The 14,841-nt window shown below is 45.4% G+C and carries 14 protein-coding genes and 1 other RNA gene; 4 read left to right on the top strand and 11 right to left on the bottom strand.

Annotated features, from left to right (window positions below):
• Positions 1-9: 9 nt before the first annotated feature.
• Positions 10-1,290, bottom strand: a complete 1,281-nt coding sequence (locus ACYCS5_RS23765; protein WP_029516719.1) for a DNA polymerase IV — start codon at positions 1,288-1,290, stop codon at positions 10-12.
• A gap of 292 nt (positions 1,291-1,582) precedes the next feature.
• Here ACYCS5_RS23765 and cimA point away from each other — a divergent pair, with 292 nt between their 5' ends.
• Complete coding sequence (cimA, locus tag ACYCS5_RS23760) at positions 1,583-3,199, top strand: citramalate synthase (RefSeq protein WP_340931888.1); 1,617 nt, start codon at positions 1,583-1,585, stop codon at positions 3,197-3,199.
• Positions 3,200-3,238: 39 nt separating this feature from the next.
• On the opposite strand, the gene ACYCS5_RS23755 is transcribed toward cimA, so the two are convergent.
• The 4 genes from ACYCS5_RS23755 to ACYCS5_RS23740 all read right to left on the bottom strand — a co-directional run bounded on the left by ACYCS5_RS23755 (position 3,239) and on the right by ACYCS5_RS23740 (position 7,324).
• Positions 3,239-3,883 carry a TlpA family protein disulfide reductase gene (locus ACYCS5_RS23755; protein ID WP_459760213.1) on the bottom strand — a complete coding sequence of 215 codons (645 nt, stop codon included), beginning with the start codon at positions 3,881-3,883 and terminating at the stop codon, positions 3,239-3,241.
• A 172-nt stretch (positions 3,884-4,055) separates the two neighbouring features.
• Complete coding sequence (locus ACYCS5_RS23750) at positions 4,056-4,793, bottom strand: exonuclease domain-containing protein (protein ID WP_029516716.1); 738 nt, start codon at positions 4,791-4,793, stop codon at positions 4,056-4,058.
• Positions 4,790-5,872, bottom strand: coding sequence for a DUF294 nucleotidyltransferase-like domain-containing protein (locus tag ACYCS5_RS23745; RefSeq protein ID WP_459760212.1), 1,083 nt, complete (start codon positions 5,870-5,872; stop codon positions 4,790-4,792). Before ACYCS5_RS23745 ends, ACYCS5_RS23750 begins: the two co-directional genes overlap by 4 nt.
• Before the next feature lie 48 nt (positions 5,873-5,920).
• The gene (locus tag ACYCS5_RS23740; RefSeq protein WP_029516714.1) at positions 5,921-7,324 is read right to left on the bottom strand and encodes an ammonium transporter; all 1,404 of its coding nucleotides are present in this window, start codon (positions 7,322-7,324) and stop codon (positions 5,921-5,923) included.
• 295 nt (positions 7,325-7,619) lie between these two features.
• Between ACYCS5_RS23740 and ACYCS5_RS23735 the strand changes: the two genes are divergently transcribed.
• On the top strand, positions 7,620-8,051 hold the full coding sequence (locus ACYCS5_RS23735; protein ID WP_049816952.1) for a MerR family transcriptional regulator: 432 nt from the start codon (positions 7,620-7,622) through the stop codon (positions 8,049-8,051).
• Positions 8,052-8,093: 42 nt separating this feature from the next.
• Positions 8,094-8,765, top strand: coding sequence for a zinc metallopeptidase (locus tag ACYCS5_RS23730; RefSeq protein WP_023988023.1), 672 nt, complete (start codon positions 8,094-8,096; stop codon positions 8,763-8,765).
• 78 nt (positions 8,766-8,843) lie between these two features.
• Here the strand turns inward: ACYCS5_RS23730 and ACYCS5_RS23725 are convergent, their stop codons facing one another.
• Together ACYCS5_RS23725 and ACYCS5_RS23720 are read right to left on the bottom strand one after the other, a co-directional pair.
• Positions 8,844-9,782: a LysR family transcriptional regulator gene (locus tag ACYCS5_RS23725; RefSeq protein WP_459760211.1), complete on the bottom strand. Its 939-nt coding sequence runs from the start codon at positions 9,780-9,782 to the stop codon at positions 8,844-8,846.
• A 97-nt stretch (positions 9,783-9,879) separates the two neighbouring features.
• Positions 9,880-10,503: a rhomboid family intramembrane serine protease gene (locus tag ACYCS5_RS23720; protein ID WP_029516712.1), complete on the bottom strand. Its 624-nt coding sequence runs from the start codon at positions 10,501-10,503 to the stop codon at positions 9,880-9,882.
• 119 nt (positions 10,504-10,622) lie between these two features.
• Between ACYCS5_RS23720 and tpx the strand changes: the two genes are divergently transcribed.
• Positions 10,623-11,141 carry a thiol peroxidase gene (tpx, locus tag ACYCS5_RS23715; protein WP_029516711.1) on the top strand — a complete coding sequence of 173 codons (519 nt, stop codon included), beginning with the start codon at positions 10,623-10,625 and terminating at the stop codon, positions 11,139-11,141.
• A gap of 92 nt (positions 11,142-11,233) precedes the next feature.
• Here tpx and ACYCS5_RS23710 read toward each other — a convergent pair whose 3' ends face one another.
• From ACYCS5_RS23710 to ACYCS5_RS23695, 4 genes are all read right to left on the bottom strand, one after another.
• Positions 11,234-11,626: a DUF1499 domain-containing protein gene (locus tag ACYCS5_RS23710; protein ID WP_013309718.1), complete on the bottom strand. Its 393-nt coding sequence runs from the start codon at positions 11,624-11,626 to the stop codon at positions 11,234-11,236.
• 210 nt (positions 11,627-11,836) lie between these two features.
• Positions 11,837-12,031, bottom strand: a non-coding RNA gene (ssrS, locus tag ACYCS5_RS23705) — 6S RNA.
• A gap of 58 nt (positions 12,032-12,089) precedes the next feature.
• Positions 12,090-12,851: a YesL family protein gene (locus ACYCS5_RS23700; protein WP_459760210.1), complete on the bottom strand. Its 762-nt coding sequence runs from the start codon at positions 12,849-12,851 to the stop codon at positions 12,090-12,092.
• 223 nt (positions 12,852-13,074) lie between these two features.
• Positions 13,075-14,664 (bottom strand): DEAD/DEAH box helicase, encoded by a 1,590-nt coding sequence (locus ACYCS5_RS23695; RefSeq protein WP_029516709.1) that lies wholly within the window; start codon positions 14,662-14,664, stop codon positions 13,075-13,077.
• Positions 14,665-14,841 lie beyond the last annotated feature (177 nt).

The raw sequence follows: 14,841 nt of genomic DNA, 5'->3' as shown, positions 1-14,841 counted from the left end.
TCCAAAAGTTCACTCCGGAGTTGGTAGATTGTCTTTTTGCAGCGAAGTTCCGCGCAACTTGGAGTTGCGAAGAAGTACCGAAGGATCATCTCCCAGCATCCCAGCGGTCAAAATTGCATTTTCACCAAACTTGTCGCGAAGTGCATCCATCGTCTTCAATAAGCTTTCTTTCTTGGGCTGATCCTGGTATTCAAATAGATCCATTTGAACGGCCGCTTCCTCCTTTGGAATAAGCTGCTGTAGCGTAATCCCCAGCAAGCGCACAGGCTTATCTTCTCCCCAATGGCGACGATATAACGCACAAGCTTCCTTATATATGTCCTCTGCACTTTCCGTAGGAGTGCTCCTGACTTGAGAACGCGTAAAGGTCTTCATATCCGGCGTCCGAATCGTCAATTGTATACCTCCTGCCAGCATACCGTGTCGTCGAAGCCGCCGGGCTACCTGATCACTAATGTTAAGAAGTACCCGTTGGGCTTCTTCCAGTTTGACCACATCCATAGGTAAGGTGGTCGTGTGGCCGATAGACTTGTTTGGCTCCCGCTCAGTGCTGACTGGAGAATGATTAATCCCGTTAGCAGCCAATTTTAACCACGAACCCGTCACACCAAATACGCCAACCAGCATATGTTCATCAGCCTTAGCCAGTTGCCCAATGGTGCGAATGTTCATTTGTAGAAGCTTATCTGCCGTTTTGCGGCCCACACCAAACAATTGACCACAAGGTAGGTTCCACAAAATGTTGGGTACATCACGCAAACGTAGAACAGAGATCCCACGTGGTTTTTTCAGATCAGAGGCCATTTTGGCCAGCAACTTGTTGGGAGCAACTCCAATTGAACAGGGCAGACCCAGTTCGTCTTCTACTCTGCGCTGGATTTCCTCAGCAATTTCCATAGGTGTTCCAAACTGTTTGGATCCAGAAATATCCAGATAACACTCATCAATTGAAGTTGCTTCCAGCATAGGCGTATACGAATATGCAATGCTCATAAATGCTTTGGAATAACGACGATACAAGTGAAAATCAGGCTGTATTACGATGAGCTGTGGACAGATCCGGCGAGCCTGCTGAACGACCATTCCTGTTGAAATGCCCAATCGTCGGGCTTCATAAGAGCAGGTTACAATTACACCTTTGCGCAACTCACTACTGCCTGCCACCGCGGTAGGTAGTCCCTCATATTTCTCCGGCTCCTCCGCGGCATGAACGGAACAATAAAATGCGTTCATATCCACATGCAGAATAACTCGCCCGCCAACCGGATAATAAGCACTGACATCTTTCATGCTCAACCCTTCTTTTAACTGTAAATTCACCCGTCATCGCGGGAATATGTGTTTTAATTTTACACTTGAGATACCCTTAAGTACCATTTCTATTTTACATAAAAAATAAAGGTTTTGCGGCTAAAAATGATAATTATATATTACAATTGAAGTCATAAGTTGATATAATCGACTAACATACGAACACGACAAACTAACGCTTTCCTGTTTTTAAGCGTTAAACAACTAAATTAATGTGCTTAAAAAAGCAGAATATCACCAATCTGAGCAATCCGCAAAGGAGGAGTCCCTCATGTCCACCGCTATTTCTATCTTTGACACAACGCTGCGAGACGGCACTCAAGGAGAAGGAATTAGCTTGTCTGCTGATGACAAATTGAAAATCGCCAAAAAACTCGATGATCTCGGTGTTCATTATATTGAAGGCGGGATTCCCGGAAGCAACAGCAAGGATATCGAATTTTTCAAACGGGTACAAGAACTGGGCCTTCAGGCAAAGATTGTCGCCTTCGGCAGCACGCGCCGCAAAGATAGCATCGCAGCACAGGATGTCAATCTGCAACGAATTCTGGAATCCGGCGCTCAGGCTGCTACACTTGTGGGTAAATCATGGGATTTTCATGTACACACTGCCTTACAGACGACACTGGAGGAAAATCTGTCTATGATTTACGACTCCATCGCCTTTTTAAAGCAAGGGGGCATGGAGGTTATTTTTGATGCCGAACATTTTTTTGACGGATATAAAAACAATCCCGAGTATGCAATGGCCGTTATGAAAAAAGCTGAAGAAGCAGGCGCGGATTGGCTCGTGATGTGCGATACAAACGGCGGTACCCTGCCGCATGAGATTCAGGATATTGTCACTATGCTGCAAAGCCAGATAACGAGGTCACAGTTGGGTATTCATACACACAATGACTGCGAATTGGCAGTAGCGAACTCTCTAAGTGCTGTACAAGCAGGCGCAAGGCAGGTTCAGGGTACTATCAACGGATACGGTGAACGGTGCGGTAACGCTAACCTGTGCTCCGTCATTCCTAATTTGCAGCTTAAGCTGGGCTACGACTGTCTAGATACCGAGAAGTTAAGTCAACTCCACAATACAGCCCGCTTTGTGAGTGAAGTCGCCAACGTCAATATGCCTGTGAACCAGCCTTATGTTGGCAATGCAGCTTTTGCCCATAAGGGGGGCATCCATGTGTCAGCCATTCTGCGCGACTCGCGAACTTATGAGCACATCGCTCCTGAACTTGTGGGGAACAAGCAGCGAGTCTTGGTCTCCGAACTGGCCGGGCAAAGCAACGTAGTATCCAAAGCGCAAGAGCTGGGCATCACCCTTGACCCATCCAGTGATGAGGCACGTGGCGTAATTAGCCGCATCAAGGAACTGGAGCATCAGGGATACCAATTTGAAGGCGCGGATGCTTCGCTGGAACTGCTCATTCGTGAAGCAGGTGGTGAAGTGAAGGAAATGTTCTCTTTTGAGTCCTTCAAAGTGCTGGTAGAGAAAACAGCCGGCCGCCCGGTCGTATCCGAGGCATTCTTGAAACTGAATGTCGCAGGGACGAGTGTCTATACTGCAGCTGAAGGCAACGGTCCTGTCAACGCGCTCGATAACGCACTCCGCAAGGCTCTTTCTCAATATTTCCCTGCTTTGCGGGACATGCATTTGGCCGACTACAAGGTACGTGTGCTTGACGAAAAGGATGCCACCGCCGCCAAGGTACGTGTGCTCATTGAGTCTAAAAATTACGAGGACGTCTGGAGTAACGTAGGCGTATCCGAAAATGTAATTGAAGCCAGCTGGGAAGCTCTCTTGGACAGCTTCCGTTACGCATTGTTGGAAGCACCAACTCCAACAAACGATCAGTCAGAGCTTACTCATCATGGATTAGTTAATCATTAATCAGTTGCTCGTATGAGCTTATAAGGTGCCTTTGGCGGTCTACTCGGCTCCCAAAGACACCTTCTTTTTTTGAAGAGTTTCTATTTTGCGTTCCAACTCCTGCTCACTGAGCATGCCGATGATGATTTCGCTGACCTGTCCATGAGGATCAACCATTACATGAGTCGGAAAAGCCACCCCTCCAACTCGTTCAAACAATGCTCCTTGCTCATCAAGTAAAATGGGAAACTGGAGATCCAAAGAGCGGGAAAACTTCTGTACATCCTCCAATCGATCATAACGAGTTACATTGATACCATACACATCTACATCATCTTTGTACTTACTATACAACTCATTCAGCATAGGCGCTTCTAATCGGCACGGATCGCACCATGAAGCCCAAAAGCTAATAACCAAAGCCTTATTGCGCGGGGCCCCTACATCGTAGGTCTTGCCGTTTAACCCCTTTAAAATCATAGAAGGAAGCCGTTGACCAGGCTTTAGCTTTTTCAATACCTCTACCGCATGTGTTTCAGCCTCTACCTCTTTCTTAGCTTCAAGTTTTTCTCTACCATTCCCCTCTTTTAATAGTGCATTTTCCATGGACAGGGTTGCTGCATAAGTTGTGTTTGCAATAACTCCCCATGAAGCCCCAACCACAACCAGTATAATTATCGCTCTGATGAAAAGAAATTTTTTCACAGTCTTATCACCTGTCTTTCATCTGAATGGCCCTTACCTTCTCCATAGGATGCCCATACTGTTCCCACCTCTAACCTTCTAAATCTGAACAGGACGCAAAAAAAACAGCAAACCCACGAAATCGCGAACTTGCTGTTTTGATGTGTATATGAATGCTATGCCTTGTACTGAATCAGGCATGACTTAAATGCGCGTAGACATCTGCCAAATTGGTCACATTACGCTTCAACATTTCCTGAACATAAGCAACCCACAGCTTAGCCGTCATTTTCGCATCCTCTAACGCATGGTGCCGCCCTTCAATCGGAATGGATTGATAGGTCAACAATTCATCCAAACTGTAGGTTTGATGTTGCTGTGGCTCAAGCCATTTGGCAAGCATCATCGTATCCAGAACACGATGAGTCAATTGAACTTTAGATGTTTTCCATAACGCAGCATTCAAAAAGGCCTTATCATGAGCGCTAGCATGTGCTACAAGTACTCGCCCACCTACAAAGGACATAAAGTCGTGCAGTCCATTCATAAGTGGTGGAGCTTCATCCGTCATTTCCCGGGTAATCCCAGTTAGTTCGGTAATGTACTCAGGAATCACAGTCCGTGGATTAACAAGCGTATAAAACTGCTCTTTTTCCATAATCATGTCCCCGACAACCCGAATCGCCCCGAATGATAAAATCTCATCTCCATGCTGTGCTGAAAATCCCGTTGTCTCCAGATCAAAAACTACCGTCTCCAAACGATCCAGCGGGGTCCGCAATACTTCAGAACGCCGTTGCTCCCGGGTTAAGGAGCGAATAAACGCCATCTGTTGAGCCGTAGGAGCCCCCATTACAGATGCGATCGCAGACGGCACTCCTCCTCTGCGGAGAGCGCTCCAGAAGCCACTTCCCTGCGCTGGTTCCTTCATGACCTTCTCCCTTCCATAAATCGCAACTGCCTTTGCAACGCACGATGCAACCGTCGTACCGTCGAAAGCGCCTCGCGCAACTCATGCCAGCCTTTACCTTGTTTCAGCGGCTTTACAGCCAGGTAGCCATTGCTGACCAGCAATCCATCATTCTCCTTCACTAGTGTAGCCATTCGTAGCTGAAGCGCAATCCGAAAGGCACGCTCGCAAGCATCGAGTAAAGGCAACGGTGCCGCTTCCAGTGATGCGAGACGACTGAGCCTTTTGAAGGTGGAGGTTTCCTCTACACCATGTTGCAACGCCAAAAAACGGACTGCGTTCACCAGCGGAATGTACAACCCGTATTTCACATCAAAATCGCCCGCATGCTCACCGAAGCGCTCGGTAACAACCTGACCTAAAATGTTAAGTGTCGCTTTATGCCTCACCGTGTTCCTAAGTACCGCCGAGGGTAAATCAGGATGTATTCGGAACAACTCATAAAAACTTCGTTTCCAGTTTGCAGATAGTCGTTCATCTCCAGCGATATGCCTCATATCAGACGAGATAATCAGATAACGGATCGGCTCCCAAGCAAAATCGTCCGACCATTTTGTTAGCTGTTTTTGCCATTCAGATAATGTTTGACGCCACAACGGCTCCGAGCACATTACTTTCCCCTCACATTTGGGATATCCCAAATACTCTAACATCGCAGACACTTTGCGACCAAACTCTCTAAAATATAATTCTTTGTCGGCAGATATCGTGTCACTGATAATCATACCGTTATCCTGGTCACTCCACAGCGTTGATTCCGAGCGCCCCATGCTTCCGAAGGCTATAAATGCGTAAGGGACGGGAGGAGGGCCGAAGCCATCCTCAACCATCCCTTTTTCGCACATTTGTACAGCTCTGGCCGCGATGCGGTCATGCATTTCATTCGCCGTTTGTAACCAGTCTGATAACGGAGCGGAGGCTTGAGAAGCCAGCAACCATTTTTGAGAGTCGACCCTGGCCCGCCTTAGCGATTCAGGTGTATCTGCATGATCAATCGCTTCGGCGGAACTCACCCAAGGGGCCATATTTTGCAGTTCCATACTTCCATCTCCTCCGCTCATCCATACTGGTTCTTTATATTTTACATATTAGTTCACAATTCCAGAACGCTTTTCAGCCTCAGCAACCAACTTCATTTGCTCAGGATAGCCGTACGTACCGTGTTCACTGATATCCAATCCCATTGTTTCTTCCTCTTCTGTAACGCGAATACCCATAATCGCTTTCATCGCACCCAGAATAATGAAGGAAATGACAAACACGAAAGCCAAAGTGCCAATCAGTCCAAGCAACTGTACTCCTAATTGGGTAAATCCACCACCATAGAACAGACCCGCTTGACCTACACCAGTTATTTTTACAAGCTCAGGAGTAGCGAAGAACCCTGTGGACACTGCGCCCCACATCCCTGCAACACCGTGCACGGAGAAAGCATATACCGGGTCGTCTACTCTTGCACGCTCGAACCATTGCGCTGTGAAGAAAGTAACGATCCCTGCAACTGCACCAATGACCAATGCCGCCCAAGGTGCTACAAAGGCACAAGAACCAGTAATAGCAACCAAAGCCGCCAGCACACCGTTTAGCATGGCAGGAATATCTGCTTTTCCATATACCATCCAGGATACGAGCAAAGCGAAAACCCCACCTGCCGCAGCAGCAATATTGGTAGTCAAGGCCACATATCCAAAGAATCCGTCGTTCATAGCTGATACAGCACTACCCGGGTTAAACCCAAACCAACCAAACCAGAGAATAATAACACCCAAGATAGAGTACACCTGGTTATGACCAGGGATAATGTTCGGCTTGCCATCTTTATTAAACTTGCCCAGACGCGGTTTGAGCAGCAGGGTAGCGACGAGTGCTGCCGTAGCGCCTGTCAAATGGACTACCGTCGAACCGGCATAATCCTGCATCCCCAACTTACCAAGCCATCCACCGCCCCACACCCAGTGAGCTACAACCGGATAAATCACGATGGAGAACAAAATACCGAAAATAATGTATACACTTAATTTTGCACGCTCTGCCATCCCCCCACATGCAATAGAAAGTGATACCGCAGCGAAAGCAAAGTGGAACAAAAACATAATTGTAATCGGAACATCCAGACCTGAGAGAGCATCAAACGATGCAGCCGCATCCGTACCACTCATGAAGAAACCCGTCAGTCCCATAAATCCGTTTCCGCCATCATTACCAAAGCCGAATCCAAATCCAAGTGCCCAGAAGGACAAAGCCGCAACACCCGTGGTGAGAATCGTTTTACCAGCGACATGACCCGCATTCTTCATTCGAGTCGAGCCTGCCTCCAGCAATGCAAATCCCGCTTGCATAAAAAATACAAGTATAAATGCCAAGAACGTAAAGGCCGTGTTTAGCCCGGCTTGAAGTTGAATATTTGTCGGACCGTCAGCAGCAAACGCACCTACCGGAAAAGCTAATACTGTCAGCATGGCCAATAATACAACTAACCACTTTTTTCTCATGAAGCCCACTCCCTCGAATGTTAAGTTTCTTTACATTTCGTGAAATTCTTATTGTCATTATAATCAGAATACATGAAAGTTGACAAGATTTTTTTTATTATGTTAAAAAAATATGGTTCCAAACACTCCATGTCATATTTACTAACTATAAAAGTAGCTTGTTTCTGTTCAAAAAAAAGCATAACGTTTGACTGTATGGTTGGGAATCATGTAAAATATTCTTTATAAACACTCCGTTTGCAAATGCTAATATTGAAGGTTGAACGAAGAGCGCGAGGTGAAGACAGATGGGGATATGAAGCTGTATCGAATTGGTGAGCTAGCCAAGACGGCTGGTGTCAGCGAACGAACTATTGATTATTACACAAAGCTTGGTTTGATCACACCTGAAGAACGATCATTGAAAAATTATCGGCTCTATAATGATGAAACCTTAAACAGGCTTGAACGTATTAACCAAATGAAACAAGAGAAGTATAGCCTAGAGGAAATCAGACAGACACTGATTAAATGGAACTCGGTTGCGGGGGAAGAGCACGTCACTGACAAACTAACGAGTCTGGAGATGCACATGCAGCGTCTAGAGCGTGAAGTCAATGAACTACAACCTCTCTTGGGGCAGCTCAAGCCCGTTCAAGCACGCAAGTTGCTTACTGGTCTACTACCACAAAGCGCCGCTTGTATCGAAGCTCTGAAGTATCTGCTGGAACATAGTTCTATGATGTAGATACCTGGGCTAGTATGATGAACAATATTGGAGGGTTGCTTTATGATGGGTATGTATATATTGATTATTCTTGCGTTCGGATTATCCTTATGGGCGCAATTCCGTGTAAAAGGTACTTTTAATAAATGGTCTGATGTCCCAAATGAAAATGGGTTGACCGGTTATGATGCAGCTCGGCATATGCTAGATCGCAATGGTTTGCATGATGTGCCTATTGAACCAGTACCTGGTGCGTTATCTGACCATTATGATCCAATGCAAAGAGTCGTACGGCTGTCCGAGCCAGTTTATTATGAAAAATCCATTTCCGCAGTTGCCGTAGCTTGTCACGAGGTTGGTCATGCCATTCAGCATAAAGAGCATTATCCCATGCTGGCACTCCGTCACCGGATCTTTCCGATCGTAAACTTCGCTTCTGGGATTGCACCGTTTCTGCTGATTGCCGGTTTCTTATTCAGCTACACGAACCTGATTGGCTTGGGTATTATCTTTTTCTCGGCTACTGTTGCTTTTCAATTAATTACATTACCAGTTGAATTTAATGCTTCCAACCGGGCCCGAGAAATTATGGTTTCCGAAGGGTTTATCCGTAGTGATGAAGAACGGGGTATAGCCAAAGTATTAAATGCTGCTGCATTAACTTATGTGGCTGCAGCTCTTGTCTCCTTGTTGGAACTAATCCGCTTAATCGGTATCTTCAACAGCCGGGATTAATTGCTTGTGTTGCAAAAAAGGTTGTTCCTCTACCAAGTTAACGGTAGAGAACAACCTTTTTCTTTATCTAAACTATACTCACTGTCCTAAATCCGCTTTTGCACTTCCGTTCGGAGTAGCAACATTACCTTTAAGACCAAAATATTGCAACAAGAAAGTTCGGAATGACTTTGCAACTAATGGCAGTTTATCATCTCTACGATGAATCAAGCCAATAGTTCGCGTGACTTCTGGATCAACAATTGACACTCTTGCAGGTTGAAGCGGGTTGGTCTGAAACAACGCCATTTCAGGCAAAAGACTGACTCCCATGCCAGCCGCAACTAATCCGCGTATCGTATCTGTCTCTTCACCTTCAAAAGCGATATCCGGCGTAAATCCTGCCTCCAGACAAGCCTGCCAGACAATCGGACGTAACGAATATCCATCTCTGAACAGAATAAATTTTTCTCCCTTAAGCTGACTCAGCGTGATATGTTTGGCCGTGGCTAAAGGATGATTGGGCGGGAGAACAGCAAACAACTCCTCGGTCAGCACCACATCCCCCTCCACATGATCATGACGATCGGGAAAAGGAGATACAAAAGCCAAGTCCACCTCACCCGCTAACACATCACGAATTAAACTCGGATACATCCCCTGTTTAAATCTAAATTTAACATTGGGATACCGCTTTCGGAATTCAGCCACTACCGTAGGAATAAGATGAATCCCCAAACTGTGCGGAAAACCGATGCGGATTTCGCCCCCCTCAGGATCCAAAAACTCATGAACCTCCAAAACAGCTCGCTCTAGATCTTTTATTATCGTCTCAACCCGTTTGCAAAATAGCTGTCCCACTGGCGTAAGCTGCAAATTGCGACCCTTTTGCATAAAAAGATTAACTCCCAGCTCCTCTTCAAGCTGATGAATTTGCCGACTTACCGCAGATTGCGCCACATGTAGCTCCTCGGCTGCCTGAGTGACATGTTCTTTTTGCGCTACCTTCATGAAGTATTGTAACTGTCGTAATTCCACTCCGATATTCGCTCCAATCTGTTTTTCAACATCCGGAAGAAGACGTCAATCGAACATCATCCTCTTTCTTCCCTGCTAACTTACGGTAAAACTGTCTTTAGTGGCGTTTGCGCTGGCCAGTCAATCTAATCAATAATCCATACATGAAAAATCCACTGAGTAATCCCCCAAAGTGAGCGGTCCAATTAATGTTCGCTACAGCAAAAGAAAACAGAATGCCAAACCCAAGCAGCGTGTACAGCGTTTTGCGCGAAGCATCATCCATCAAGGAACGTTGGAACAAGGCAACGTACAGAAACGCCCCATAGATGCCATAAATCGCTCCTGAGGCCCCTACAGAGACTGTCGTTTCCGCCACCATGTTGTAATGGGCAATGGACAGTATGTTCCCTACAATACCCGTGACCAGATACAACAACACATAGCGGAAGGACCCCAGCAAACGCTCCAGCGGAGGAGCGAAGACGAGTATGGCAAAGGAATTGAACAGAAGATGATCAAACCCTGCATGTAAAAACATGGCTGATACATATCGCCACAGTTGATCGGTGAATGGCGCCTCATTAATCAAAGCTCCATATCGGATCAGCGTCAAACTATTTTCCGATCCACCCTGTACGGTGAGTACAATAAACATCACAATATTGATGAGCAAAATCAGACAGGTTACTGGGTAAAACCGCAAATAACTTTTCCAGTTCTCATAACGTAAAAAAATCAAGGCAATCCTTCCTTCATGGGTGTCTCCACCTTATTCAAATTGGACAATGTCTTTTATAAAAGATTATAATAGATTTCGGCAACGATAACCAATGCTAAAAACCAAGGAGGCTATTACATATGGCACAAGAACGTACAGGAGCTGCTACTTTTAAAGGCAATGCTTTGACACTCTTAGGTCCTGAACTGAAGGTTGGAGATCAGGCACCTGATTTCAAATTACAGAAAAACCTGTTAGAAGCAGCTACGCTCCAAGACTTTGCAGGCAAAGTCAAACTGATCAGTGTTGTTCCTTCTTTGGATACAGGTGTGTGTGACGCACAGACTCGACGTTTTAACCAGGAAGCTGATTCCCTTGGGGATCAAGTCGTGGTGCTAACTGTCAGCGTCGATCTGCCTTTCGCTCAAGCTCGTTGGTGCGGTGCTGCCGGTATTGACCGCGTATTAACACTGTCCGACTATAAGGATCATTCCTTTGGCGAAGCTTATGGTGTGTTCATTAAGGAATTCCATTTGGATCATAGAGCTATTTTTGTGATTGATCAAAATGACAAAATTGCTTACGTAGAATACTTGAGCGAAATGTCCGAACACCCTGACTATGACCAAGCGATTGCAGCAGTGAAAAAACTCGTCTAAATCAAGACTGCATATTAAAAAAGCGAGTGAAGGGTTGCCTTCCTCGCTTTTTTTGACGTTTGTCTGCCACATCACTGCTCACACATCTACAATCACTGCACAACCTTATGAGCAGACAGCTTCTTGTCAATCACAGCGAACAGTTGCAAAATGATGCGGTAATTCGCGCCCAAGTCCCCTAGCGATCCGCGTGAAGCAGAATAAATATCCACCGCACTCCGAACTGGTGAGACAGACAATATGGAAACGGTAATGTCGACGGTTCTACCGAACGCCGTTCGCTTCTCTAACGTAATTTCACCTACGGATGCTACCTCATGAAGAACCTTGTAGCCAGGAATTTTTTTTAGAATAGATGATACTTCTTCCCAAGCCTTGTCTCTCGATAAGTTATAATAGCGTGTCTTCATTTGGGGGTCCTTGACCCGGTCGCTTGTACCTTCTTGGCTGCGCACAATCCCTACCAGAGTCCTCTTCAACGACAAGACATTTCCTCCTTCACGATAATCGTTGCCATAATGCAGCACATCGGTTTTTTTGCTGCAAGCGCTTTATAAAACGTTAAACAACAAAAAGTTAACCGACCATACCTGTGGTATGCGACCTTAGTACCTCATGTCTTAGTTTAACATTGTTGCATACAAAAAACACCCTGTTTCTGCAAGAAGCATGAACAGAGTGTATTCATTATCTTTGGAGTACCCGCCGATGCCGTCCGACCATAGCGTCTTCTGAACCTGCTTTAGCAGGTGGGTGACCGCAGAATAAACTTTTGAAGTCCCCTTGTCAGGAATTGACAGGGCTTTTCAGCTATTCATCCGTATAGATCTCCCTAGACATTGTCATTGGTTCAAAACAACAAATGACCGTAACGTGCATCGCAGGATGTGACCTTATTATAGCGCTTCTCACTCAGAAAGTAAATGCTAGGAGAAATATGTTTTATTTTTAGAGGTTATCACTTTTCTTGTCTTCAATGCTTGCCGTATCTTCATCTTTCTGCTTCATCTTTTCCATTTGATCCTGCATTTTAAGGAATGTTCCATAAAAATTAAAGAAAGCGAACCAGGCAACTACACTACCGATGAAGAATAAGAAAAGCACAGGATATTTGACTCCAATAAATATAACAACGGCGCTACCGAGCATGGTGGAAAATACACGGAATGGTCGAATCAGCGTCAGTAAAACCGCATTTTTGATAATTTGTCCGGTAGACATATGATAATGAGCCACCATCGAAAAGAAGTTAAACATAGACACAAGCAAAATAATGATAAGAATGAGCATAATTACGCCCACCATTTGCAAGTTGCTGAGTTGTGTCATATATACGGTATAATCCACATACATGATGACAAACAGTAACGTGTAAAAGATACCCCCGATTAGACTCTGCTTATAGTTCTCTTTGTACCCTTTAAAAAAGGTACGAAACACGCCTGTATCGGTATCCCCCATTACCCATTTGCGAACCACTGTGAACATAGCCGATGTGGATGGAAATAAAGTAAGCGGTGCCAAAACAGCCATCGCCCAATTCATTTGTAAAGATTCATTAGCCAAATTCTGATTCATTACAAGTAATTTCAGTATGAGGCAGAACACAAAAGGCGACGAACATAACACCCATAACAAATTTGTAGCCGCCAGTCGGGTAATCCACTCGGTCAGGCGGTAAATACCACCCATAGCTCCTTTAAACTCCAATGTCAGTCTCTCCCTCCGCAAGCCTTGGCAGTTCCAAGACTCATGTTGCTATGCCTATAAATTCCGGCTCTTGGCTATATCATACCGTATTTCAGCCCTAATGCGCCAGTGAAATCAATAAGTGCCTCATTAAAGCAGATTGCTAAAAGGTTCATACATACTGATTCAATCATAACAAAAAAGCCGAAGCTTCATCTGCTTCGACTTTTCATTATTTCATTTCTTATTCGGAAGAGGAATCTTCACGTCTTGCAGGACGACGAGTTTCCCCATTGCTGCTCGGGCGTGGTTTGCGATCTCCACTGTACCGGCTTCCGGAATCACGGTTGTAGCCACCGCCTTCTTTGCCACGGTTGTAACCGCCATATCCACCTTTGCTGCCACTTCCGCCGCTACCACCGGAACGGTTGGAATTGTAACCACCGTTGCTGCGACCGCTGTAGTTGGAAGGCTTGCGACCGCCAGAACGCACGTCTGGTTTACGACGTTTTGCACGGATCGGATCTTCTGGAGTCAGCTCAATCGATGCTTCTCTCTTCTCACCAGTCATTAGTTTCAGAGCTGCGGAGAGAAGTTGCACAGAATCATATTGCTCCAGCATTTGAATAGCCAAACCTTTGTACTCGTTCAGCTCGCCGCTTTCTACAGCCTCTAGGAGACGTTCAGCAATGATACGTTGTTTGCCTTCCAGAGCTTCAGCCAACGTTGGAAGCGGCTTGCGTGGAATGCGGTGACGAGTTACACGTTCGATAAAGTGCAAATGGTCAATTTCACGAGGCGTTACGAAAGACCAAGCTTCCCCTTCTTTACCTGCACGTCCAGTACGTCCAATACGGTGAACATAGCTTTCTGGATCTTGCGGAAGGTCAAAGTTCACAACGTGAGTTACACCGGAAACGTCCAAGCCACGGGCAGCTACATCAGTCGCTACGAGCACATCGATGCTTCCGTCACGGAATTTACGCATTACAGCATCACGTTGGTTTTGAGACAAGTCACCATGCAAACCGTCTGCAGAATATCCGCGTTTTTGCAGAGCTTCAGCCAGCTCGTCTACCCGACGCTTGGTACGACCAAATACGATAGCAAGTTCTGGGGATTCCATGTCGATCAAACGGCTCAATGCTTCGAATTTTTGACGCTCAGGAACTTCGATATAGGCCTGATCAATCAGTGGAGCACTAACTTGTTTAGGAATAACTGAAACATGCTCAGGATTTTTGAGGAATTGTTCAGCCAATCTTTTAATATTAGGAGGCATTGTAGCCGAGAAAAGCATCGTTTGACGCTCGTCTGGAACTTGCTTCAGAATGGATTGAATATCTTCCATAAAACCCATATCCAACATTTCATCTGCTTCATCCAAAACAACTGTGTTTACATCTTCCAGCTTGATGGTTTTACGATTAATATGGTCAAGCAAGCGTCCTGGCGTACCAATAATAATTTGAGGTTTCTTTTTCAAAGCGCGAATCTGGCGTACGATATCTTGTCCACCATAGATTGGCAAAGTACGAAGACCTTTGAAACGGGAGAGTTTTTCGATTTCTTCAGCTACCTGGATAGCAAGCTCACGTGTTGGTGCCATGATCAGAGCTCTGATTTTTTCGTCGCTTCTAGAAATTTTGTTGATCAGCGGAATACCAAACGCAGCAGTTTTACCAGTACCTGTTTGGGCTTGGCCAATCATGTCTCTGCCTTGTAGTGCAATCGGGATGGATTGCGATTGAATTGGTGTTGCTTCTTCAAAACCCAGTTCTGTAATCGCCTGAATTACTTTCGGTTCAAGATCAAATTCTGCAAATGTCGTCAAATTTATTCAAACTCCTTCTTAATGGTGGATGTGGTGGACAATCCACAATGTTGTCTGTATTCTTAAGTAGCGATATTATTGTATAAGTTTTCCCCAATACAGTGACAGTTTATTTAGACCTATAACTGCAACTTTCTGTAATGAATTTGGGGAACCTATCCGATACATCTTAAACGA

This window comes from Paenibacillus sp. SEL3, assembly GCF_054602585.1.
This window is presented reverse-complemented; position numbering and strand designations above follow the sequence as displayed.

Coding starts and splice junctions, on each gene's coding strand:
- ACYCS5_RS23765 (WP_029516719.1), bottom strand. CDS start 1,290: ATGAAAGATGTCAGTGCTTATTATCCGGTTGGCGGGCGAGTTATTCTG.
- cimA (WP_340931888.1), top strand. CDS start 1,583: ATGTCCACCGCTATTTCTATCTTTGACACAACGCTGCGAGACGGCACT.
- ACYCS5_RS23750 (WP_029516716.1), bottom strand. CDS start 4,793: ATGAAGGAACCAGCGCAGGGAAGTGGCTTCTGGAGCGCTCTCCGCAGA.
- ACYCS5_RS23745 (WP_459760212.1), bottom strand. CDS start 5,872: ATGGAACTGCAAAATATGGCCCCTTGGGTGAGTTCCGCCGAAGCGATT.
- ACYCS5_RS23740 (WP_029516714.1), bottom strand. CDS start 7,324: ATGAGAAAAAAGTGGTTAGTTGTATTATTGGCCATGCTGACAGTATTA.
- ACYCS5_RS23735 (WP_049816952.1), top strand. CDS start 7,620: ATGAAGCTGTATCGAATTGGTGAGCTAGCCAAGACGGCTGGTGTCAGC.
- ACYCS5_RS23730 (WP_023988023.1), top strand. CDS start 8,094: ATGATGGGTATGTATATATTGATTATTCTTGCGTTCGGATTATCCTTA.
- tpx (WP_029516711.1), top strand. CDS start 10,623: ATGGCACAAGAACGTACAGGAGCTGCTACTTTTAAAGGCAATGCTTTG.